Source organism: Moraxella sp. ZY200743 (assembly GCF_050885545.1).
Taxonomy (GTDB): Bacteria; Pseudomonadota; Gammaproteobacteria; order Pseudomonadales; family Moraxellaceae; genus Moraxella; species Moraxella haemolytica.
The window spans coordinates 342,083-364,366 of sequence record NZ_CP091313.1 but is presented as its reverse complement, the minus strand read 5'-3'; the positions used below and the strand labels follow the sequence as shown (position 1 = coordinate 364,366).

The following is a 22,284-nucleotide window of genomic DNA, read 5'->3' as shown; positions in this document are numbered from 1 at the left end:
AGATAAGTCATGCAAACACTTTATTTACACCCAAAAAATCCACAAACCAGACTACTAGAACAAATCGCCAATACATTAAAAGAAGGCAAAATTATCGCTTATCCAACCGAATCAGGCTATGCTTTATTGACACACTCTCAGGCTAAGCATACAACAAATCATCTTGCTCATATCAATCAAATCGTACAAAGTGAGCCATCAACGCTGATCTGCAAAAACATCAGCGATGCGACAAACTACGCCAACATCAACAATGCCCAATTTCGCCAAATCAAATCATGCGACACATCTGCCAAACGATTTATTCTAGAAGCAAGTAAGCAGACACCCAAGCACCTGCTCAACAAAAAGAAGTTGATTGGCATACAGTTTAGCGAATACACACCACTTGCCTCCCTACTTGATATTGTTGGCGAACCTTTGGTCATCAGCGACCTAGATGGTCAATTGATGAACACCGAGACCCCCTATGACATTGAAGATGTATTAAGCAATCAAATTGATGTACTGGTCAATATTGATATGATTGAAAATATCCAAACAATAGAAGTCGTTGATTTGAGTGATTTATCAGATTAGATCGCTTTGACATACATGACATACATTTTAGCGGTAAATGCAGATACAATAAATTCAATCCAATCAAATCACCCAACCGTCATAAATAACAATCCAAGTCTCATCATTTAAAATTTAAAGCACCAAAACAAAAATCCCAGTCTAGACTGGGATTTTTTTGAGTAGAAAACCGATTATGGGCGGTCAACTAGCTCAACATATGCCATCGGTGCATTATCGCCATCACGATGACCGCACTTGATGATACGCAGGTAACCACCTGGGCGAGTTTTGTAACGAGGACCTAGTTCGTTGAATAGTTTACCAACAATTACCTTGTTACGAGTGCGGTTAAATGCCAAACGGCGGTTAGCAACACTATCTTCTTTCGCCAATGTGATTAGAGGCTCAGCTACACGGCGTAGCTCTTTTGCCTTAACCAAAGTGGTTTTGATTAGCTCATGTTCAAACAAAGAATTAGTCATGTTTTGGAACATTGCCTTACGATGGCTGCTGGTGCGACCCAGCTTTACGCCACTATTACGATGTCGCATGGTCAGTATCCTTTAAATTAACGGCTACGATAAGAAAAACGATCATCAACTCTCAAATCGCTTGGTGGCCATGTCTCTAAACGTATGCCTAACTCCAAGCCCTTAGACGCAAGTACGTCCTTGATTTCGGTCAATGATTTCTTACCAAGATTTGGGGTCTTAAGCAGTTCAGTTTCTGAACGCTGTACCAAATCGCCAATATAATAAATGTTTTCAGCTTTTAAGCAATTTGCTGAGCGAACCGTTAGTTCAAGATCATCCACTGGGCGTAATAGCACAGGGTCAATCTCTTCTTTCTCTTTGACAGGCTCAACCACTTCTTCTGCTTCCAAATCCACAAAAATTGCGATTTGTTGTTGCAAAATGGTTGCCGCTTTACGAATTGCTTCTTCTGGATCGATGGTACCGTTAGTCTCAAGCTCAATGATAAGCTTGTCTAGGTCGGTACGCTGCTCAACACGAGCATTTTCAACATCATAAGCAACACGCAGAATTGGGCTAAAACTTGCATCAAGTTTTAAGCGACCAATTGCTTTAGAGTTTGCATCTTCACGGCGTTGGTTGGCAGGCTCATAGCCACGACCTGTTACTACACGCAAACGCATCTTCAGATGACCACGCTCACTAAGAGTTCCTAACACCAAATCAGGGTTAGCAATCTCTACATTGTGTGGCAACTCAAGATCAGCAGCAGTAACAACACCTGCACCTCGCTTGTCCAAAGTCAGATAAGCTTCATTTTGGTCATGCAGTGTGATTGCCAAACCTTTTAGGTTTAAAAGCAAATCAAGCACATCTTCTTGCAGGCCTTCAAGTGTAGAATATTCATGATCCACACCTTCAATCTCTGCTTCAATAACTGCAGCACCAGACAATGAAGAAAGTAGAATACGGCGAAGGGCATTACCTAGCGTATGCCCAAAACCTCTTTCTAACGGCTCGAGCGTGACCTTAGCAGTCGTTTCATTAACCGCATCCACATGAATGGTGCTAGGTGTTAGAAACTCAGTTGCATTTGTCATAGTGTCACCTCGATGATTAATTCGGATTATTTAGAATATAGCTCAACAATCAAGCTTTCGTTGATTTCAGCAGGTAGTTCACTACGCTCTGGTGCAGTTTTGAAAGTACCTTGAAGTTTGCTGTGATCAACTTCTAGCCATTCTGGAATACCGCGTTGAGTCGCAAGTTCAATAGCATTTTTGATACGCAATTGCTCTTTTGACTTTTCGTGAACAGCGATTACATCACCATCTTGTACTTGGATTGATGGAATGTTCACACGAACAAACTCATCACGACCTGCTTTTTTAAGCAAGATTGCACGATGGCTAACAAGCTGGCGAGCTTCTGCACGCGTTGCACCAAAACCCATACGATACACAACATTATCTAAGCGACGCTCTAGCATGCCTAATAGGTTTTCACCAGTTGCACCACGCATACGGGCAGCTTCTTTATAGTAGTTTGAGAATTGACGCTCAAGCACGCCATACATGCGTTTTACTTTTTGCTTCTCACGAAGTTGCGATGCGTATTCAGAAGTTTTATTTTGGCTGTTGCCATGCTGACCAGGTGCACGACTAGCTTTCTTAGTTTTCACATCATAAGGCTTTACACCTGATTTGAGCTGCAAATCAGTACCTTCACGGCGTGATAATTTTAATTTTGGACCAATATAACGGGCCATGTGTCTTTCTCCTTAAACGCGGCGTTTCTTAGGCGGGCGGCAGCCGTTGTGTGGAATTGGGGTTACATCACTAATGCTGTTAATTTTATAACCCAATGCACCTAATGCACGAACCGCAGACTCACGACCTGGTCCTGGACCTTTAACCAAGACATCAACATTTTTAACACCATAGGTCTCTTGAGCTGCTTTACCAGCAACTTCAGCAGCAACCTGTGCAGCAAAAGGTGTTGATTTACGTGAACCACGGAAGCCTTGTCCACCTGAGGTGGCCCAAGCCAATGCATTGCCTTGACGGTCGGTAATGGTTACAATGGTGTTATTAAAAGACGCATGAATATGGGCGATACCTTCAGATACCGAACGGCGAGCCACTTTTTTGCGGCTACGGGTGTCTTTTGCCATCTTTTAGCTTCCTAAATAGTTACTTTTTAATTGCTTTGCGTGGACCTTTACGGGTACGCGCGTTAGTTTTAGTGCGTTGACCATTTACAGGTAGACCACGACGGTGGCGAAGACCACGGTAGCAACCCAAATCGACCAAACGCTTGATATTCATTGAAATTTCACGACGAAGGTCACCTTCAGTAGTGTAATTTGCAACTTCAGCACGGACAGCATCTAGCTGTACATCATCCAACTGACCAATTTTAGTGGTTTCGTTGATACCAACAGTAGCAAGGATTTGCTTAGCTGTAGTACGACCTATACCAAAAATGTAAGTTAGTGAAATCACAGCGTGTTTGTTGTCCGGAATGTTTACACCGGCAATACGAGCCATTAACTTCTCTCCATTAGCACAAATACAATTGTATTTGCTAGGTTTACTCTAACAATCTATTCAAATAACAGATTGATATGGCAATTAGCGGATAATACATTATCCGCTACTAATTTGCAAGGATTAATTTGTAACAATTAACCTTGGCGTTGCTTGTGGCGTGGCTCTGAGCTACAGATAACTAGAACCTTGCCTTTGCGACGAACAATTTTGCAACTGCCGCAAATCTTTTTAACTGATGCTTGAACTTTCATGTCATGCTCCTAAAGTACACCAACTATTGGTTGTTTGGCGATTTAATTAAAGTCTGATTATGATATTGATGAGTCATCAAATGTGCTTGAATCTGAGCAATGAAATCCATCAAAACAACTACCATAATCAATAAAGATGTACCACCTAACGGAATGGCTTGACCAAATGATGATTGTACAATCATTGGCATCAAGCAAATGATTGCCATATACATTGCACCAATAAATGTTAGGCGATTTAAAACAAAGTCTAAATAACGCTTGGTCTGTTGTCCAGGTCTAATACCTGGGATATATGCACCACTACGCTTTAGGTTTTCAGCAACCTCTTTGGGATTGAACATCAAAGCTGTATAAAAATAACAGAAGAAGATAACCATCCCACCAAAAAGCAGTAAATAAAGCGGTGCATCAGGCTGCAAAACCAAAGAAATATTTTGAATAAAACTTTGGAACAGCGTTGGGTTTTCAGTTGGAGTTGAAAAATGTCCCAAACTGGCTGGTAACATAAGCAAAGAACTGGCAAAAATTGCAGGAATCACACCCGCCATATTGATTTTTAATGGCAAATGAGATTGCTGCTGAGCATAAACCTTGCGTCCTTCCTGCTGTTTTTGAGCATAGTTCACTGGCACTCTGCGTTGAGCTCGTTCAATAAAAACGATAGCAGCAGTAACAGCAATACCCAAAATGGCAAAAACGAAAGCGGTTAAAAGCTCCTTACTGCCACCTGTGCTATTAGCAAAGATGCCTCCAATCATGTTTGGTGCACTTGCCACAATACTGGCAAGAATCAGCATAGAAATACCGTTACCAATACCACGCTCAGTAATTTGTTCACCCAACCACATCAAAAACATGGAACCTGCAACAAGAGATGTTACCGCAGGAATATAGAAACTCGAACCTGTCGATAGAGTTAGATTCTGTGAAATTAACCCTGCCGACATACCCACCGCCTGCACAAAAGCCAATGCCAAAGTACCTTGGCGGGTATATTTATTTAATGTTCTACGCCCTGCTTCACCTTCTTTTTTAAGTGCTTCCAAAGAAGGCACAACAGCCGACATCATCTGCACCACAATCGATGCTGAGATATAAGGCATGATTCCAAGTGCCATAATGGACATACGCTCAAGAGAACCACCAGAGAACATGTTAAACATGCCCAAAAAAGTATTCTCACCAGCTTCAAAAAACTCAGCCAAGCGTATTGGATTCATGCCTGGTACAGGTACATGTGAACCTAGACGATAAACAATCAACGCACCAATTAAAAAAAGAATACGATTCCAAAGCTCGTCGTATTTACGGATAAACACGAAAGGATTTAATGGAATATTTGATTTGGACGCTGAATGTTTTGACACGACATTACTCCTCGATGCTACCGCCAGCAGCTTCGATTGCTTGTTTTGCACCTTTAGTTACTTTTACACCTTTAAAGGTCAAAGCACGGCTAATTTCGCCAGATAGGATGACGCGAGCACGCTTCATATCGCCACGGATAATGTTAGCAGCTTTTAGAGTGTCAACGCTAACCACATCGCCTTCGATTTTATTTAGCTCAGACAGACGAACTTCAGCAGTAGTTAGTGCTAGTTGGCTGGTGAAACCAAATTTTGGCAAACGGCGATAGATCGGCATTTGACCGCCTTCAAAACCTGCTGGAATGCTTGAACCTGAGCGTGAAGTTTGACCTTTGATACCACGACCACCAGTCTTACCAAGACCAGAACCGATACCACGACCACGACGCTGGGCGGTCTTTTTTGCACCTAGTGCAGGTGCTAATTCATTTAAACGCAGACCCATTACGCTTCCTCCACTTTAACCATGTAATTTACACGATTTACCATACCACGAATTGAAGGAGTGTCTTCAACTTCAACAGTATGACCGATACGACGTAGTCCTAAACCTTTTAGGCAAGCTTTGTGGCTTGCTAAGCGATGACTACTCGATTTTACTTGAGTAACTTTAATTGTTTTCATCGTAACTTACCTACTTCTTAACCCAAAATTTCTTCTATAGATTTACCACGCTTAGCGGCAACTTGTTCTGGTGAAACCATGTCACGCAAGCCTTTGAAAGTCGCTTGTACAACATTGGCTGCATTAGTTGAGCCGTAGCACTTAGCCAATACGTTTTGAACGCCTGCAACTTCAAGAACTGCACGCATTGCACCACCAGCAATAACACCTGTACCTTCAGATGCTGGTTGCATATACACTTTAGATGCACCATGGCGTGCGTTGATTGGATGTTGTAGGGTATGCCCTGCCAATTCAACAGTAATCATGTTACGCTTGGCAGCTTCAAGTGCTTTTTGGATAGCAGCAGGCACTTCACGGGCTTTACCACGACCAAAACCTACACGACCATTACCATCACCAACTACTGTTAGAGCAGTGAAAGAGAAGATACGACCGCCTTTTACAACTTTTGCTACACGATCAACAACAACCAATTTTTCTACCAAACCGTCAGTTTGTTCAACTTTTGCCATGATTAGAACTCCAATCCATTTTCACGGGCTGCGTCTGCTAGTGCTTTTACGCGGCCATGATATTTAAAACCACTACGGTCAAATGCAACTTTAGTGATGCCTGCTGCTTTTGCACGCTCAGCGATGAGTGCACCAACAGCTTTTGCTGCTTCAACATTACCAGTAGCACCAGAACGAAGAGTAGCATCTAAAGTTGAAGCCTGAGCAACAACGACACCACCTGTTGGTGAGATAACTTGAGCATAGATATGGCGTGGAGTGCGAGTGACAGTCAAACGATTAACGCCTAAGTGACGGATGTGTGCACGGGTTTTTTTCGCTCGGCGAAGACGAGCTGATTTTTTATCGAACATGTTTGCTCACCTTACTTATTTTTTCTTAGCTTCTTTGCGAAGAACCACTTCGTCGCTATAACGAACACCTTTACCTTTATAAGGCTCAGGCGGACGGAAGCTACGAATTTTTGCTGCTGCTTGACCCAACTTTTGCTTGTCGCTTGATTTCAAAACGATTTCAGTTTGGCTTGGGCTTTCTGCAGTAACGCCTTCAGGTAGCGTATACTCGATTGGATGAGAAAAGCCTAGGCTTAGGTTTACTTTGTTACCTGCAACCTGTGCACGATAACCAACACCGATAAGTTGTAGGCGACGCTCAAAACCATTACTTACACCATGAACCATGTTGTTGATTAATGCACGCACTGTACCAGTGTGCATCCACGCTTCTTTAGTGTCAGCAATAGGAGAAAGCGTAACAACGCCATCTTCTTGTTTTAGCTCGACCAAATCATGCAGGCGTAAAAACAAAGAACCGTTCTTGCCTTTAACTTCAACCTGCTGACCGTTCAAAGTAACGCTGGTACCAGCTGGTAGCGTTACAGGGGCTTTAGCCACACGAGACATAGGAGTTTTCCTTAAATGATAATAAAACGCCATCAAATGATGGCAATGAAACCATGCTTTTTTAAATAAAAATAAAAGTTTTGTACATAAAACTTAGAGATTATTTAAATAAGCAAATTATTATAACAGAAAAAATCCTTGGCGTAAACCAAGGATTTTTATCTTTTTGTAATTTTATCAGTTGTTTATTAGGCAACCAATGCTATTACTTCACCACCAATACCAGCAGCACGAGCAGCACGATCACTCATGATGCCTTTGCTTGTAGAAATGATGGCAACACCCAAGCCTTTTTGAACACTTGGTAGCTCATCTTTACCACGGTATTGACGAAGACCAGGACGGCTGTAGCGTTTTAGAGTCTCAATAACGCCTTTTCCTTGGTAGTACTTAAGTTCTACAGTTAGAACTTTTTTGCCATTCTCAATGTCACTAACTTCTGCACCAGCCAGGTAACCTTCTGCAACCAATAGGTCAGCAATAGATTTACGAAGCTTAGAAGCAGGCATTGCAACAGATGGCTTGTTTCTTGATTGTGCGTTGCGAATGCGGGTTAGCATATCAGCAACAGGATCTTGCATACTCATTGCGATACTCCTTACCAGCTTGCTTTACGAACGCCAGGTACATCACCTTGCATTACACGCTCACGCAATTTATTTCGTGATAAACCAAATTTACGGAAATAACCATGTGGACGACCAGTTAAGCCACAACGATTGCGTAGGCGTACTGGTGAAGAATTGCGTGGTAGTGTTTGCAGAGCAAGCATTGCATCTAGACGCTCTTCATCACTTGCATTGATGTCACTGATTACCGCTTTTAATTTTGCACGCTTTTCGGCGTACTTAGCAACTGTTTTTTCGCGTTTTAGTTCGCGATTAATCATGCTTTTCTTAGCCATAACGTTTACCTTATCTAAATGGGAAGCCGAATGCTTTTAGCAATGCACGACCTTGATCATCATTAGCAGCTGTAGTAGTGATAGTGATGTCTAGACCACGGATGCGATCAATCTTATCAAAATCAACTTCTGGGAAAACGATCTGCTCTTTGATGCCCAATGAGTAATTGCCACGACCATCAAATGCTTTTGCTGAAAAGCCACGAAAATCACGAATACGAGGAATCGCAATGGCAATAAGACGATCTAAGAATTCATACATCTGTTCGCCACGAAGAGTAACTTTACAACCAATCGGCCATTCTTCACGAATTTTGAAGCCAGCCACTGATTTGCGTGCTTTGGTTACTACAGGCTTTTGACCAGCGATTGCGGTCATGTCAGCCAACGCACCTTCTAATAGTTTTTTATCCTGTGCCGCACCGCCAACACCCATGTTTAGAGTGATTTTGGTGATTTTTGGCACTTGCATTACATTTTCCAAGCCAAGCTCATCTTTGATTTTTTGCTTTAGCTCGTCATTGTATAAAGATTTTAATCTTGCCATTACTATATACCCTTGGTCTCTTATGCAGTCGCCACTACTTCACCAGTAGAACGATAGATACGGACTTTTTTGCCCTCTTCGTTTACTTGGTAAGCAACACGATCTGCTTTTTGGGTTGCTGCATTATAAATTGCAACATTTGAAATGTGTAAAAATGCTTCTTGCTTAACAATGCCACCTTCTTTACCTAGCATTTGGTTAGGTTTTTGGTGTTTGGTTACAATGTTGATGCCTTCAACTTTTACACGGTCTGCTTTAACCGCCAAAATTGTGCCTTGCTTGCCTTTATCTTTGCCAGCAATCACAACCACGGTGTCGCCTTTGCGTAACTTTGCCATAATAGCCTCTAAAAGGTTACAGTACTTCAGGTGCTAGTGAAACAATTTTCATGAATTGTTCACCACGTAGTTCACGGGTAACAGGTCCAAAAATACGAGTTGCAATTGGGGCTTTGTTATTGTTTAGAATAACCGCCGCATTGTCATCAAAACGTAATACAGAACCATCTGGACGACGCACACCTTTCTTAGTGCGCACAACTACCGCATTCATCACGTCGCCTTTTTTAACACGACCACGAGGAATGGCTTCTTTAACCGTTACCTTGATAATGTCGCCAACTGATGCGTAACGACGATGCGAGCCACCCAGTACTTTGATACACTGAACGCGTCTTGCACCACTGTTATCTGCAACTTCCAGCATTGTTTCAGTCTGAATCATCGCATTACTCCATAATAAATAAAGCAATAAAAGCCATTCGCCATTAAATATGCACAATGCTTGTACATATTTAATGGATGAACATCTATAAAGATGTACATTATACTAGTAAATGACTTTTAATGCAAATCACTTAAATTTTTACCGCAGTCTCGACCACATCAACCAAAGTCCAAGACTTGGTTTTTGAGATAGGACGAGTTTCTTTGATACGAACGATATCGCCTTCTTGACAAACATTATTCTCGTCGTGAGCTTTTAGCTTGGTAGAACGGCGAACTTGCTTGCCATACATTGGGTGGCGAATTTGGCGTTCAACAAGGACGGTAATAGATTTGTCCATTTTGTTGCTAACAACTTTACCAGTTACAACGCCAACTTCTTGAGTTTGGATGTTCTCGCTCATGCGTCGCCTCTTTGTTTTTCGTTAATCAAAGTCAAGATTTTTGCAATCGTACGACGATTTGCCTTAACTTCGTGAGTATTGCCCAGCTGACCCGTAGCTTTTGCCATACGCAGACGGAATGCATCAAGCTGCTTTTCGTCAAGCAATTGAGCCAACTCTTCTACTGATTTTTCGCGTAATTCGTTGGTTTTCATTACATAACCGTCCGTTTAACAATAGTTGTTTTAAAGGGTAGTTTTGCCGATGCTAAAGTTAGAGCTTCGCGCGCTAATTCCTCGCTGACACCTTGGATTTCGTATAGCATTTTACCAGGCTTAATCTCAGCTACCCAGTACTCAACTGGACCTTTACCTTTACCCATACGAACTTCTAAAGGTTTCTCGGTAATTGGCTTGTCTGGGAATACACGAATCCAAATTTTACCGCCACGCTTAATGCGACGAGTAATGGTACGACGAGCTGCTTCAATTTGGCGAGCAGTCATGCGACCACGACCGATAGATTTTAGACCAATTTCACCAAATGCAACGGTGTTACCGCGTTGAGCAAGACCTGTATTACGGCCTTTGTGCATTTTACGGAATTTGGTACGTTTTGGTTGCAACATAGCTTACCCCTTGTCTGAATTACGACGGCTGTTGGTACGGCCACGGCGTTTTGGTGCACGGGCTTTCTCTTCAACCACTGGGTTATAGACGCTGTTCATGCCATCTAGAATTTCACCACGGAAAATCCAAACTTTTACACCGATGGTACCATAAGTGGTTTCTGCACGCACTTCTGCGTAATCGATGTCAGCACGAAGAGTATGTAGAGGCACACGACCTTCACGATACCACTCAGTACGAGCGATTTCTGCACCGCCTAGACGGCCAGATAGCTCAACTTTAATACCTTGAGCACCTGAACGCATGCTGTTTTGTACCGCACGCTTCATCGCACGACGGAACATCACACGGCGTTCTAGCTGGTTGGCGATACCAACAGCAACCAAACGAGCATCTAGGTCAGGCTGAGTGATTTCCTTGATATTAACTTGTGCAGGAACACCCATGATTTTGGTAAGTTCTTTTTGCAGAGCTTCAATATCCGCTCCTTGCTTACCGATAATCACGCCAGGACGAGCTGAGTGAATGGTAATCTTAGCAGCACCCGTAGGACGCTCAATACTAATATTACTTACCATTGCCTCTTTTAGCTTGTTGCGTAGAAAATCACGCACCTTAAAGTCGTTTAGTAGGTATTCTGAGTATTGCTTTGGACTTGCGTACCAGTTTGCATTGTGCTTTTTGACAACGCCCAAGCGAATACCAATTGGATGAACTTTTTGACCCATGATTATGCTCCTACTTTAACAGTGATGTGACAAGTGCGTTTGCTGATGCGGTCAGCACGACCCTTGGCACGGGGCATAATACGCTTCAAAGTAATGCCTTCATCAACATAGATGGTGGAAACACGCAAAGTGTCAATATCCAAGCCATTGTTGTGCTCAGCATTAGCAATGGCTGATTGCAAGCATTTCTTAACCAGTTTAGCACCTTTTTTATTACTAAAGGTCAAGATATCCAAAGCGCGCTCAATTGGCTTACCACGAACTTCGTCCGCAACCAATCTTACTTTTTGTGCCGAAATAGCAGCACCACGTAATTTTGCAGTTACTTCCATGGTAGCACCTTATCTCTTAGATTTCTTATCAACGCCATGACCACGATATGAACGGGTTGGGGCGAATTCACCAAGTTTATGGCCAACCATTTGCTCGCTCACAATAACAGGTACATGAGTACGACCATTGTGAACTGAGATGGTTAGACCTACCATTTGTGGCAGAATCATCGAGCGGCGTGACCAAGTCTTGATTGGTTTGCGACTGTTGCTCTCAAGAGCATCTTCAACCTTGGCAAACAAATGCGCATCGATAAATGGGCCTTTTTTCAATGAACGAGGCATGAAACTTTTCCTTTATTTCTTGGCACGACGGCGACGGATGATCATATTGTCAGTACGCTTGTTAGAGCGAGTCTTAAGACCCTTAGCTTTCTGACCCCAAGGACTGGTAGGATGTTTACCAAAATTGCGTCCTTCACCACCACCGTGTGGGTGATCAATCGGGTTCATTGCCGTACCACGAACGGTAGGACGAACACCACGCCAGCGTGCTGCACCTGCTTTACCAAGTGATTTTAGGTTATTTTCAGTGTTGGACACTTCACCAATAACCGCACGGCAATTAGCGTGAATACGACGGGTCTCGCCCGAACGCAAACGAACAATCACATAAGCACCGTCACGACCCAACAGCTGAACTGCAGCACCAGCAGAACGAGCGATTTGTGCACCCTTGCCAATTTTTAGTTCGATGTTGTGAATAACAGTACCCACTGGGATATTTTTAAGTGGCAAGCAGTTACCTGGACGAATTGGAGAATTCTCACCAGATTGAACCTGATCGCCTACAGCCAATTTTTTAGGTGCAATGATATAACGACGCTCACCATCTGCATACTTTAATAGAGCAATGTGTGCAGTACGGTTTGGATCGTATTCAATGCGTTCAACAGTTGCAACGATACCATCTTTATTGCGTTTAAAGTCAATCAGACGGTAATGTTGTTTGTGACCACCACCAATATGACGGGTAGTGATACGGCCGTTGTTGTTACGGCCACCAGTTTTTGCTTTTGATTCAACAAGTGGTGCATAAGGACGACCTTTATAAAGGTGTGGATGCACTACTTTTTCAACAAAGCGGCGACCTGGTGATGTAGGTTTTGCTTTTACGATAGGCATGTCTTGTATCCTTATTCGTTAGTCGCTGTTTCACTAGTGACTTCCTCACCAGCACCGATTTGTACGCCTGAACCTGATTTTAAGGTTACATACGCTTTTTTAACATCAGAGCGTTTGCCCACAACACGACCAAAACGCTTAGTTTTACCTTTAGTATTTAGGGTGTTTACTTTAACAACCTCAACACCTTCAAACATTAGCTCAACAGCTTGTTTGATGTCGCGTTTTGTTGCATTGCTGTCAACTTTGAAAACTTGAACGCCCAAGCTGTCGCCAAGACGCTGAGATTTTTCAGAGAATACAGGGGCTTTTAGCACTTGATATAATCTTGCGTTACTCATGCTAGTGTCTCCTCAAATTGTTTGGCAGCTTCCACAGTCATGATAACTTTATCAAAAGAAACCAAGCTTACAGGGTCAACCTCACGAGTACCCAATACATTTACATGTGGGATATTGCGAGCAGCTAAGTACAAGTTCTCATCAACTTCATGAGTAACAATCAATGCGCGTGGTGCATTTAGCTCTGCTAATTTTGCAACCAAACCTTTGGTTTTTGGTGCATCAACAGTGATGTTGTCAACCAATACCAAACGCTCTTGGCGTACTAGCTCTGCCAAAATGCATTGCATTGCACCGCGATACATTTTTCTATTTACTTTTTGTGACCAGTCTTGTGGTTTTGCTGCAAATGCACGGCCACCACCAACCCAAATTGGGCTACGGATAGAACCAGCACGAGCACGGCCAGTACCTTTTTGACGCCATGGCTTTTTACCACCGCCAGAAACTTCGCCACGAGTTTTTTGTGCACGAGTACCTTGACGAGCACCAGCTAGGTATGCAGTTACGACTTGGTGTACCAAGGCTTCATTGAACTCACGACCAAAAGTCGTTTCTGATAGTTCAACCGCCGCACCTGTAACAGTTTTTAAATTCACGTTAATCCCCTCAACTAGGCTTTGACTGACGGACGGACGATTACATCGCCACCATTAGCACCTGGAAGTGCGCCTTTGATAACCAGTACACCTTTTTCAGCATCAATAGACACGATTTCAAGACCTTGTACAGTAACACGCTTGTTACCCATTTGTCCTGGCATCTTTTTGCCTTTGAATACTTTACCTGGAGTCTGGTTTTGACCAGTAGAACCAAGTACACGGTGTGATACAGAGTTACCGTGAGTTGCATCTTGAGTGCGGAAGTTGTGACGCTTTACACCACCTTGGAAGCCTTTACCTTTAGACTGGCCAGTAATATCAACTAGCTGACCAACTTCAAATAAATCTACCAAAATGTTTGCACCGACTTCACGACCTTCTAATTCGCTCTCGTCTGCACGGAATTCCCAAACACCACGACCAGCGGCTACGCCAGCTTTTGCGAAGTGTCCCTTTTGGGCAGCAGTTACACGGCTGTCACGACGCACACCAGTAGTGATTTGAATTGCGTTATAGCCATCGGTGTCTACTGTTTTGATTTGAGAGATGCGGTTTGCGTCAACCTCGACTACTGTTACAGGGATAGATACACCTGCTTCAGTAAAGATTCGGGTCATGCCGCATTTTTTACCGACTAAACCAATCGCCATTTTAGACCTCTTACTTTAATAATAGTTTATATTAAACCAGTTAAGTTCAATTAGCCTAGGGCGATTTGAACATCAACACCGGCAGCCAAATCCAATTTCATCAATGCATCTACTGTTTTATCAGTAGGCTGTACGATGTCAATCATGCGTTTGTGGGTGCGAATTTCATACTGGTCGCGAGCGTCTTTGTTGACGTGTGGTGATGTCAATACATTGAACCGCTCAATACGAGTCGGCAAGGGAACAGGGCCACAAACTTGTGCGCCTGTGCGCTTTGCAGTATCGACAATCTCTTGTGCCGACTGGTCAATCAGACGATGGTCAAAAGACTTTAGTCGGATACGGATTCTCTGGTTAGCCATGCCAACAAGCTCCTAAATTAAGTGCTTTATAAAACTTCCATCATCACAAGATGACTTCAGCTATACCATTTTTTTCAACTCTTTTGTCAAAAGCAATGCTTTTAGACAAAATAATCCAATCCCTGCCCGTCATGTAAAAATACTAGACAGCAGGGGTGTTGTTATAGTGCCAAAAACGATGCTTCGGCTGTGGCGTTGTCCTTTTTAATTCTCTATCATTTTTGTAGAGAACAATTTTTATCAAATTTATTCTTTTCAATCACGATAAAGCGGATCAAAAAGCGCAACGCTAAAATATAATGAAACCATATTATACATTAAAAATGACTTAATGCAAGTTTTTTATTCAGTTTTTATGGGTGAATGACAATATTTTTATTGGATATTCTTCGCTTATTGGCTCTTGTGTTTTTGTGACAAACATACCCCAATCTTTTGGGCTTATCTCATTAACCATACCAAAAACAACGTCAGGCTCATTTATTTTTTCAGCTATTTTAACATCATCTTTTAAAAATAATCAATGATGGCTGATGGCGTACTGCTCTTGATGATAGTTGGTGGCAACTTTTAGTTGTATTTGTGCATTGAGCGTATGCTCCAAGTGTTGCACCATGCTTTTTTCATGGACAGCTAAATGGTCTATCACCACTGGGGCAGCAAGAATATCAATGACAATAGGCTTGTGAGCAGAACACCCGATCGTCTGCACAATTTTGCGAATAATCTCAAAAGCAACCGTCTCGTTACTTTTTACCATACCAGTACCGCAACACGCCTCACAAGGCTGACAAAGCTGCTGAGCAAGGCTCTGATGGGTTCGTTTGCGTGCCATCTCAATCAGCCCCAATGGACTTACGGACATGATATGCGTTGGCGTCTTATCACGGCTTAGTTCGTGCTTTAGGGTGCTTAATACCGCATCTTTATGGTGCTGTGCTTTCATGTCAATAAAATCGAGAATGATGATACCGCCAAGCTGTCGCAAACGAATCTGTCTGACAATAGCCCAAACCGCCTCTAAGTTAATCTGATAGATGGTCTGTTGTGGCGAATGCTTACCCACATATGAACCCGTATTGACATCAATGGTTGTCATGGCTTCGGTTTGGTCAATCACCAAATAACCGCCTAAAGGCAAATCAACCCTACTCTTTAGTGCCTGCTGAATTTGTTCTTCTACATCGTACTTATCAAACAGTGGCTTATGGTGGGCGTACCGATGAAGCTGTGATAGACCAGATGGCACAATTTGCAAGAAAAAATCCTGAATACTGTGATACATCTGTTCATCATCCACCCAAATTTGCAAATCATCAAACGAACTGTCTCTTAGATGGCGTAAAGGCAAGGGTAGCTCTTGATGGATGAGCTGATGTTTGAGCTTGTGAGTTTTAGCTTTGGTGAAACCATCGCTGAGTGCCTGCCAAAGATGATACAGACGATTTAAATCCCCATCTAGACCATCTTCATCCATCTTGGTCGCTGCCGTACGCACAACGACACCCCCCATCACGCCTTTTTGTGTTATTAGGGTGGATAGCACATGCTTTAATCGTTGGCGTTCTTTTTGTGGTTTAATGCGTGATGACAAGCCAACACCCACACCCAAAGGGCGATAGACCAAATAACGACCGACCAATGCAATGTCCGTGGTCAATCTTACCCCTTTATCCCCCACCCCACCTTTGATAATCTGCACCAAGATACGCTCACCCTGATAAAATAACTGCTCTATCTTAAAGTTAGATTTTTGGGCGGACTGTTTCACATCATCAATGTGCAAAAAGGCTGTACGAGCCAAACCAATATCCACAAAGACCGCCTGCATACCTGTCAAAATACGCACCACCGTTCCCAAATAAACATCGCCAACTTGTCCTAGCTGACGATGATTTTCAATGTATATCTCATCAAGTACGCCATCTTGTACCACAGCAAGGCGTGTCTGCATGGGCAGATGATTGATTAAAATTTCTTTGGTCATGCTAATTGGTCTTTTTAAGTTTGTTTGTAAATTGTATTTAAATACGATTGGTTTTTTAATGAGTGATATTTTGGTTTTAATTAGTACAATCAGTTTTCATCATATCCACCACCTGAGTCATCAGCTCTAGCGTTTGAGCAAGGGGTAACCCCACCACATTGGTATAACTGCCGTTAATTTCCTTAACCCACGCCATCGCACCGCCCTGAATGGCATACGCTCCTGCTTTATCCGCAGGCTCGCCTGTCTGCCAATAACGCACCATCATCTGATTGCTCAGTTTCACAAAGTGGACTTGAGTACGGCAAATCATGCTCTGCCTAGCAGTCAATCGACCACCTTGAATACCACTGACACACACCGCCGTCCAAATCTCATGTGTCGCCCCTGATAGCTTAGCCCACATGGCAAAAGCATCGTCTTTATCGGTGGGTTTAGTCAGCACCTGACCATCTTCTAACACGCCAATGGTGTCTGCAGTAATAATAAGTGCTTCATCATCACCCATCAGCTCAATCGCCCTATCCGCTTTGGCATGCACCATACGCATGGCATAATCTGTCGCACGCTCGTTGTCATAGCAAGATTCATCAATCGGTGCATTCATGATATCAAAATCCACACCTGCCACTCTTAGCAACTCTTGACGGCGTGGCGAAGTAGATGCTAAAATCACAGCATACCAAACCCTCTAATCTATCAGTACCCATGACCAACCAGCTTTCATTTAAAGTCTTAAAAAAGCACGACAAGCTCAAATTATACCTTATTTCACACCCAAAAACCCCAAAAACAAGTAAGACACATGGTTTTTTTGGGATTTTTATGGTCAAGTTTTGAGCAAAATAAGTGTTAAAGATGTTGTCAATTATCAAGATATGTTACAATAAGCACCATTTTATACAACCGATACCAAAGCATTTTTCTACTAAATAAGTCAGCAAATAGGATTAATCATGAGCAATACCCTAACCAGTACTGATATCTTAAATGTCGCCAAACTCTCTCGCCTTGCCATTGACGATGTCAAGTGCGACAGTTACGCTAAAGATATTGGCAAAATCTTATCCATGATGGATGTACTATCACAAGTGAACACTGATGATATTAAACCCCTGACCAATGTTCATGATGGCGTGCAAATGCTACGCCCAGATGTAGTGGACGCAAACGGTCTTGGGGTCAATCGTGAAGCCAATCAAAAGATCGCCCCCGCTGTACAAGATGGGTTATATTTGGTTCCGCAGGTGATTGAATAGCACAATGACTAAGCCCCATGAAGCAACCTAAACCTTGTCGCCAACAGTGCATCTTGTATCACACAGATGGCAATAAGAAGCATATCACAGGGGCAAAACTTGATTTGGTAACATTTGAGCCATAAGGGATAAAAACTTGGAGTCTTAAACACAGACCCCATCCAATATCTCAAACATGATCAGTGTTTGGGCAGATGATAGAAGTTTTTAAAATACGCCAAAAGTATTAAAACTTTATTTTTATAAGCTTAAGCATCAAAAAGAACATCGCCCACACAAAAACTTTTTTAAAGACCATGCGTCAAAAGGTCATACAACCCCAAATCAACAAAGCAATAGCCCAAGATTACTTACTTTAAAACATACCAATTAAGAGAAAATCATGACAAACTTCCACACCCTGTCCGTCCGTGAACTTGCCGATGGTTTACAAACCAAACAATTTAGCTCGGTTGAATTAATCCAGCACTTTTTAGACCGTATCGCCACCCACGATAAGGCAATCAATAGTTTTATTACCGCAACGGCTGAATCTGCCCTAGAACAAGCCAAACTTGCCGATGAGTTAAGAGCAAATGGCGACACTCGCCCCCTATTGGGCGTACCGATGGCTCACAAAGACAACTTATGCACCCAAGGCGTTTTGACCACTTGTGGCTCAAAAATGCTGTCAAACTTTGTCGCCCCTTATAATGCCACTTTGGTAGAAAATATTGCAAATCAAGGATTTATCAGTCTTGGCAAGCTCAACATGGACGAATTTGCCATGGGTTCGGACAATGAAAAATCCTACTTCGGAGCAGTACACAATCCCTATGACTTGGATCGAGTGCCTGGCGGTTCGTCTGGTGGCAGTGCTTCTGCGGTAGCAAGTGGCTTTGTGCCTGTTGCTACAGGCTCAGACACAGGTGGCTCAATTCGCCAGCCCGCCAGTTTCTGTGGGGTAACAGGCATCAAGCCCACTTATGGGCGAGTATCTCGCTTTGGCATGGTGGCATATGCATCAAGCCTAGATCAAGCAGGAGCGTTTGGGCGGTCAGCTGTAGATTGTGCCTATCTTTTACAGGCGATGGCAGGCTTTGACCCAAAAGACAGTACGAGTGTCAATTTACAAGTACCCAACTGGGTGGGCGAGCTTGACAAAGTACCAAGCGACAAACCACTTAGCGGACTAAAAGTGGGCATACCTCAAGAATATTTTGGTACAGGACTAAATGCTGATGTCAAAACCAAAATTGAAGAAGCCTTACGGGTATACCAAGATTTAGGAGCAACTTTGGTGGATGTGCATTTGACCGATCCACAAATCACCCTAGCCACTTATTACTTGCTCGCCCCTGCCGAAGCTTCCTCTAACCTATCTCGCTTTGACGGTGTTCGCTATGGCTACCGCTGTGAGAACCCTGCCGATTTGCAGGATTTGTACACTCGCAGTCGCTCAGAAGGATTTGGGGCGGAAGTGCAACGCCGTATCATTATGGGAACTTATGCCCTAAGTGCAGGTTATTTTGATGCCTATTATGTCAAGGCTCAAAAGGTAAGACGATTGATTTTAAACGACTTTTTAAAAGCCTTTGAAACCTGCGACATCATCGCCACGCCAACCGCCCCAACGGTTGCCTATAAACTTGGCGAAAATCTCTCCCCTGCCGAAATCTATATGGGCGATGTCTATACCATTGGCGTGAATTTGGCGGGCTTACCAAGTTTGTCGCACCCTGTGGGCTTTGTTGGTGGCTTGCCTGTGGGCTTACAGCTGATTGGCAAACATTGGGCGGAAAGCGAACTTCTAAAAACCGCTCATGTGTATCAGGCGAATACCAAGTTTCATCAAGAGATGCCGGATTTGGTGAAGTGATTTTGGATTTGGGATAAATGATAAATTTATCCCAAGCAATAAAAGGAGATAATGATGCAACGCCGTCATTTTTTACAAAAAACCTTATTGGCACTACCTATTATTTTTTCTGGCAATTTATTAACTGGATGCAAAACGAGTTTATCCAATAACCATTTACCTAATGACAAGATAACAAAAAATCCAAATTTATTACAAAATAAATTAAAAGAAATATTGCCAATTTGGGAAAATAAATTTAATGCCAAAATTGGTATGACGATTATTGCTGACAGTGGTGAAATATCCAGCCATCGTGGTGATGAATATTTTCCTGTTAATAGCACCATTAAAGCCTTTATCGCAAGCCATATATTATTACTTGTAGATAAAGGAAAATTGGATTTAAATGAAAAAATCATTATTAAAGAAAGCGATTTGATAGAATATTCTCCTGTCTGCAAAAAATACTTTAATGAAAATAAACCAATTTCTATTAGTGAATTGTGCGAAGCTACCATAACACTGAGTGATAATGGCTCTGCCAATATCTTGTTGGATAGAGCTGGGGGCTTGACTGCATTCAATCAATTTTTGAAAGAGATTGGGGCGGATATGGTGTTAGCAAATAATGAACCTTTACTAAATCGCTCACATTATGGTGAAACCAGTGATACCGCAAAACCAATTCCTTATACAAGAAGCCTAAAAGCATTGATTACAGACAATATCCTATCCAATCAAAGCAAAGAACAGTTGATAACTTGGCTTATCAATGATAAAGTTGCTGATAATTTATTGAGAAAATATTTACCAAAAAATTGGCGAATTGGCGACAAAACAGGCACAGGTAGTGAATCAAAAAATATCATTGCTGTGATTTGGAATGAAAATAATAAATCTTATTTTGTCAGCTTATTTATCACTCAGCCACATGATGGTAAATCCCTTGATTTTAAAAATCAAAAAGATGAAATAATGGCACAAATTGGTAAAGAAATTTATCCATTTTTATAACCCATTAAATTTTTATAGTTAATAGGAAAATTTATGACTAACCAAGCCCCCCTAATTGACGGCTATGAAGTTGTTATCGGCATTGAAATCCATTGCCAATTAAACACCGCCACCAAAATTTTCTCGCCCGCCAGTACCGAATTTGGGCAAGAACCCAACACACAAGCCAACATCATTGATTTGGCAATGCCCGGCGTATTGCCAGTGTTGAACGCCGATGTCGTTGAAAAGGCGGTCAAATTTGGCTTAGGGGTAAACGCCCAAATCGGACAAATGAACGCCTTTGACCGCAAAAACTACTTCTACCCAGACTTACCAAAAGGCTATCAAACTAGCCAAATGGCACACCCTATCGTAGGGCAAGGTTATATTGATATCCTTGTAAACGCAGGGGCAAAAGATGAATACACCAAACGCATTGGCATCACAAGAGCCCACCTTGAAGAAGACGCAGGTAAATCCGTACACGATGCCGTGCCACAGATGACAGGCGTGGACTTAAACCGTGCTGGTACACCACTTATTGAAGTCGTCTCCGAACCTGACATTCGCTCAGCAGACGAAGCAGTTGCCTATGTTAAAACCATTCACGAACTGGTTACATGGCTTGGCATATCAGATGCGATTATGGCAGAAGGCAGTTTCCGTGCTGACATCAATGTCTCAGTGCATAAGCCGAACACACCCTTTGGCACTCGCTGTGAATTAAAAAACCTAAACTCATTTCGCTTTATTGAACGAGCGATTAAGTCAGAAATTGAGCGTCAAATTGATGTGCTAGAAGATGGCGGAAAAATCATTCAAGCCACAAGGCTTTATGACCCTCAAAAAGACGAAACACGAGCAATGCGAACCAAAGAAGAGGCCAACGATTATCGCTATTTCCCTTGCCCTGATTTATTGCCTGTGCTGATTAGCGATGAAACATTACAAGCAATTAAAAAAGCAATGCCAGAGTTGCCAAGCGTGCGAAAAGAACGCTTTGCCAATGAGTTAGGTCTATCAGCTTATGATGCCAATGTGTTAAACGGCAGCCGAGAATTATCTGATTATTTTCTAGAAGTTATTGAAAAAGTCGGTAAGAATAATGCCAAAATTGCAGCCAACTGGATCATGGGCGATTTATTAGGCTCATTAAATAAAAACGAGCTAAGCATTATCAATTCACCCATCAATGCCGAACGCTTAGCAGGACTTATCGCCCGTATTTTGGACAATACCATCAGTGGTAAAATCGCCAAAGAAGTGTTTAATTATCTTTGGGAATCTGATAAAAGTGCCGATGGCATTATTGATGAGCAAGGGCTAAAACAAGAAACCGACACAGGGGCGATTGAAGCGATTATTAAAGAAGTTTTGGCAAATAATCAAGCAATGGTTGATGAATATAAAGGCGGAAAAGAAAAAGCCTTTAATGGACTGGTCGGACAAGTGATGAAAGCCAGTCGTGGTAAAGCCAATCCAACACAGGTGAATGAATTGTTGAAGAAGTTGATTGGTTGATAAAATAAACCCCAAATATCGTTTGGTGTTTGGGGTTTGTTGCAAAATATCATATGAATGAGGTGTGCAATTTGAGCAAATTAAATCCAAACATTAAACTTATTA

34 protein-coding genes and 1 pseudogene are annotated in these 22,284 nt (G+C 42.4%); 5 read left to right on the top strand and 30 right to left on the bottom strand.

Annotation, left to right across the window (positions count from 1 at the left end; translation table 11 throughout):
• Window positions 1-9 precede the first annotated feature (9 nt).
• On the top strand, window positions 10-579 hold the full coding sequence (locus L3D27_RS01715; RefSeq protein WP_373627867.1) for a Sua5/YciO/YrdC/YwlC family protein: 570 nt from the start codon (window positions 10-12) through the stop codon (window positions 577-579).
• Between the two features lie 173 nt (window positions 580-752).
• On the opposite strand, the gene rplQ is transcribed toward L3D27_RS01715, so the two are convergent.
• From rplQ to L3D27_RS01565, 30 genes and pseudogenes are all read right to left on the bottom strand, one after another.
• Window positions 753-1,112, bottom strand: a complete 360-nt coding sequence (gene rplQ, locus L3D27_RS01710) for a 50S ribosomal protein L17 (protein ID WP_284673962.1) — start codon at window positions 1,110-1,112, stop codon at window positions 753-755.
• A 17-nt stretch (window positions 1,113-1,129) separates the two neighbouring features.
• A complete protein-coding gene (locus L3D27_RS01705; protein WP_432481382.1) occupies window positions 1,130-2,134 on the bottom strand; it encodes a DNA-directed RNA polymerase subunit alpha in 1,005 nt (334 codons plus the stop codon).
• Between the two features lie 26 nt (window positions 2,135-2,160).
• Window positions 2,161-2,802, bottom strand: a complete 642-nt coding sequence (gene rpsD, locus L3D27_RS01700; RefSeq protein WP_277808221.1) for a 30S ribosomal protein S4 — start codon at window positions 2,800-2,802, stop codon at window positions 2,161-2,163.
• A gap of 12 nt (window positions 2,803-2,814) precedes the next feature.
• On the bottom strand, window positions 2,815-3,207 hold the full coding sequence (rpsK, locus tag L3D27_RS01695; protein ID WP_036364258.1) for a 30S ribosomal protein S11: 393 nt from the start codon (window positions 3,205-3,207) through the stop codon (window positions 2,815-2,817).
• 19 nt (window positions 3,208-3,226) lie between these two features.
• Window positions 3,227-3,583: a 30S ribosomal protein S13 gene (gene rpsM, locus L3D27_RS01690; protein ID WP_284673960.1), complete on the bottom strand. Its 357-nt coding sequence runs from the start codon at window positions 3,581-3,583 to the stop codon at window positions 3,227-3,229.
• Between the two features lie 137 nt (window positions 3,584-3,720).
• On the bottom strand, window positions 3,721-3,837 hold the full coding sequence (rpmJ, locus tag L3D27_RS01685; RefSeq protein WP_036364264.1) for a 50S ribosomal protein L36: 117 nt from the start codon (window positions 3,835-3,837) through the stop codon (window positions 3,721-3,723).
• Between the two features lie 23 nt (window positions 3,838-3,860).
• Window positions 3,861-5,207, bottom strand: a complete 1,347-nt coding sequence (gene secY, locus L3D27_RS01680) for a preprotein translocase subunit SecY (protein WP_284673959.1) — start codon at window positions 5,205-5,207, stop codon at window positions 3,861-3,863.
• A 4-nt stretch (window positions 5,208-5,211) separates the two neighbouring features.
• A complete protein-coding gene (rplO, locus tag L3D27_RS01675) occupies window positions 5,212-5,652 on the bottom strand; it encodes a 50S ribosomal protein L15 (protein ID WP_373627873.1) in 441 nt (146 codons plus the stop codon).
• A complete protein-coding gene (gene rpmD, locus L3D27_RS01670) occupies window positions 5,652-5,831 on the bottom strand; it encodes a 50S ribosomal protein L30 (RefSeq protein WP_284673958.1) in 180 nt (59 codons plus the stop codon). Before rpmD ends, rplO begins: the two co-directional genes overlap by 1 nt.
• A gap of 17 nt (window positions 5,832-5,848) precedes the next feature.
• Window positions 5,849-6,346, bottom strand: coding sequence for a 30S ribosomal protein S5 (gene rpsE / locus L3D27_RS01665; RefSeq protein ID WP_284673957.1), 498 nt, complete (start codon window positions 6,344-6,346; stop codon window positions 5,849-5,851).
• Window positions 6,347-6,348: 2 nt separating this feature from the next.
• Complete coding sequence (rplR, locus tag L3D27_RS01660; protein ID WP_284673956.1) at window positions 6,349-6,699, bottom strand: 50S ribosomal protein L18; 351 nt, start codon at window positions 6,697-6,699, stop codon at window positions 6,349-6,351.
• A gap of 15 nt (window positions 6,700-6,714) precedes the next feature.
• Window positions 6,715-7,248 carry a 50S ribosomal protein L6 gene (rplF, locus tag L3D27_RS01655; protein ID WP_373627876.1) on the bottom strand — a complete coding sequence of 178 codons (534 nt, stop codon included), beginning with the start codon at window positions 7,246-7,248 and terminating at the stop codon, window positions 6,715-6,717.
• Window positions 7,249-7,436: 188 nt separating this feature from the next.
• Window positions 7,437-7,835, bottom strand: a complete 399-nt coding sequence (gene rpsH, locus L3D27_RS01650) for a 30S ribosomal protein S8 (RefSeq protein ID WP_284673954.1) — start codon at window positions 7,833-7,835, stop codon at window positions 7,437-7,439.
• 11 nt (window positions 7,836-7,846) lie between these two features.
• Window positions 7,847-8,152, bottom strand: a complete 306-nt coding sequence (gene rpsN / locus L3D27_RS01645; RefSeq protein WP_373627878.1) for a 30S ribosomal protein S14 — start codon at window positions 8,150-8,152, stop codon at window positions 7,847-7,849.
• Between the two features lie 10 nt (window positions 8,153-8,162).
• Complete coding sequence (rplE, locus tag L3D27_RS01640) at window positions 8,163-8,699, bottom strand: 50S ribosomal protein L5 (RefSeq protein WP_284673952.1); 537 nt, start codon at window positions 8,697-8,699, stop codon at window positions 8,163-8,165.
• A 20-nt stretch (window positions 8,700-8,719) separates the two neighbouring features.
• Window positions 8,720-9,037 (bottom strand): 50S ribosomal protein L24, encoded by a 318-nt coding sequence (gene rplX, locus L3D27_RS01635; RefSeq protein ID WP_029102639.1) that lies wholly within the window; start codon window positions 9,035-9,037, stop codon window positions 8,720-8,722.
• Window positions 9,038-9,053: 16 nt separating this feature from the next.
• Window positions 9,054-9,422: a 50S ribosomal protein L14 gene (gene rplN, locus L3D27_RS01630; RefSeq protein ID WP_029102638.1), complete on the bottom strand. Its 369-nt coding sequence runs from the start codon at window positions 9,420-9,422 to the stop codon at window positions 9,054-9,056.
• A gap of 133 nt (window positions 9,423-9,555) precedes the next feature.
• Window positions 9,556-9,828, bottom strand: a complete 273-nt coding sequence (rpsQ, locus tag L3D27_RS01625) for a 30S ribosomal protein S17 (protein ID WP_284673951.1) — start codon at window positions 9,826-9,828, stop codon at window positions 9,556-9,558.
• Window positions 9,825-10,022, bottom strand: coding sequence for a 50S ribosomal protein L29 (rpmC, locus tag L3D27_RS01620; RefSeq protein ID WP_036364307.1), 198 nt, complete (start codon window positions 10,020-10,022; stop codon window positions 9,825-9,827). Before rpmC ends, rpsQ begins: the two co-directional genes overlap by 4 nt.
• Window positions 10,022-10,435: a 50S ribosomal protein L16 gene (gene rplP / locus L3D27_RS01615; RefSeq protein ID WP_029102635.1), complete on the bottom strand. Its 414-nt coding sequence runs from the start codon at window positions 10,433-10,435 to the stop codon at window positions 10,022-10,024. Before rplP ends, rpmC begins: the two co-directional genes overlap by 1 nt.
• Window positions 10,333-11,164, bottom strand: a pseudogene (gene rpsC / locus L3D27_RS01610) (30S ribosomal protein S3). The gene rplP and the pseudogene rpsC overlap by 103 nt, the downstream one beginning before the upstream one ends.
• Window positions 11,165-11,166: 2 nt before the next feature.
• On the bottom strand, window positions 11,167-11,496 hold the full coding sequence (gene rplV / locus L3D27_RS01605; RefSeq protein ID WP_036364312.1) for a 50S ribosomal protein L22: 330 nt from the start codon (window positions 11,494-11,496) through the stop codon (window positions 11,167-11,169).
• A gap of 9 nt (window positions 11,497-11,505) precedes the next feature.
• Window positions 11,506-11,781 carry a 30S ribosomal protein S19 gene (gene rpsS, locus L3D27_RS01600; protein WP_284673950.1) on the bottom strand — a complete coding sequence of 92 codons (276 nt, stop codon included), beginning with the start codon at window positions 11,779-11,781 and terminating at the stop codon, window positions 11,506-11,508.
• A 12-nt stretch (window positions 11,782-11,793) separates the two neighbouring features.
• Window positions 11,794-12,621 carry a 50S ribosomal protein L2 gene (gene rplB / locus L3D27_RS01595; protein WP_284673949.1) on the bottom strand — a complete coding sequence of 276 codons (828 nt, stop codon included), beginning with the start codon at window positions 12,619-12,621 and terminating at the stop codon, window positions 11,794-11,796.
• An 11-nt stretch (window positions 12,622-12,632) separates the two neighbouring features.
• Window positions 12,633-12,962: a 50S ribosomal protein L23 gene (gene rplW, locus L3D27_RS01590; protein ID WP_432481380.1), complete on the bottom strand. Its 330-nt coding sequence runs from the start codon at window positions 12,960-12,962 to the stop codon at window positions 12,633-12,635.
• On the bottom strand, window positions 12,959-13,561 hold the full coding sequence (gene rplD, locus L3D27_RS01585) for a 50S ribosomal protein L4 (protein ID WP_284673947.1): 603 nt from the start codon (window positions 13,559-13,561) through the stop codon (window positions 12,959-12,961). The genes rplW and rplD overlap by 4 nt, the downstream gene beginning before the upstream one ends.
• Window positions 13,562-13,575: 14 nt before the next feature.
• On the bottom strand, window positions 13,576-14,214 hold the full coding sequence (gene rplC / locus L3D27_RS01580; RefSeq protein ID WP_284673946.1) for a 50S ribosomal protein L3: 639 nt from the start codon (window positions 14,212-14,214) through the stop codon (window positions 13,576-13,578).
• Window positions 14,215-14,264: 50 nt separating this feature from the next.
• Window positions 14,265-14,576 carry a 30S ribosomal protein S10 gene (gene rpsJ / locus L3D27_RS01575; RefSeq protein WP_003656991.1) on the bottom strand — a complete coding sequence of 104 codons (312 nt, stop codon included), beginning with the start codon at window positions 14,574-14,576 and terminating at the stop codon, window positions 14,265-14,267.
• Window positions 14,577-15,096: 520 nt separating this feature from the next.
• Complete coding sequence (locus L3D27_RS01570; protein WP_373627891.1) at window positions 15,097-16,563, bottom strand: Rne/Rng family ribonuclease; 1,467 nt, start codon at window positions 16,561-16,563, stop codon at window positions 15,097-15,099.
• 76 nt (window positions 16,564-16,639) lie between these two features.
• Entirely contained in the window at window positions 16,640-17,239 is a 600-nt protein-coding gene (locus tag L3D27_RS01565) for a Maf family protein (protein ID WP_432481379.1), read from the bottom strand.
• Window positions 17,240-17,519: 280 nt separating this feature from the next.
• Here L3D27_RS01565 and gatC point away from each other — a divergent pair, with 280 nt between their 5' ends.
• From gatC to gatB, 4 genes are all read left to right on the top strand, one after another.
• Complete coding sequence (gene gatC, locus L3D27_RS01560; RefSeq protein WP_284673943.1) at window positions 17,520-17,822, top strand: Asp-tRNA(Asn)/Glu-tRNA(Gln) amidotransferase subunit GatC; 303 nt, start codon at window positions 17,520-17,522, stop codon at window positions 17,820-17,822.
• A 382-nt stretch (window positions 17,823-18,204) separates the two neighbouring features.
• Window positions 18,205-19,680 (top strand): Asp-tRNA(Asn)/Glu-tRNA(Gln) amidotransferase subunit GatA, encoded by a 1,476-nt coding sequence (gene gatA / locus L3D27_RS01555; RefSeq protein ID WP_432481378.1) that lies wholly within the window; start codon window positions 18,205-18,207, stop codon window positions 19,678-19,680.
• Window positions 19,681-19,734: 54 nt separating this feature from the next.
• Entirely contained in the window at window positions 19,735-20,676 is a 942-nt protein-coding gene (gene bla / locus L3D27_RS01550; RefSeq protein WP_036364342.1) for a class A beta-lactamase, read from the top strand.
• Between the two features lie 33 nt (window positions 20,677-20,709).
• Window positions 20,710-22,179, top strand: a complete 1,470-nt coding sequence (gene gatB / locus L3D27_RS01545) for an Asp-tRNA(Asn)/Glu-tRNA(Gln) amidotransferase subunit GatB (RefSeq protein WP_432481377.1) — start codon at window positions 20,710-20,712, stop codon at window positions 22,177-22,179.
• Window positions 22,180-22,284 lie beyond the last annotated feature (105 nt).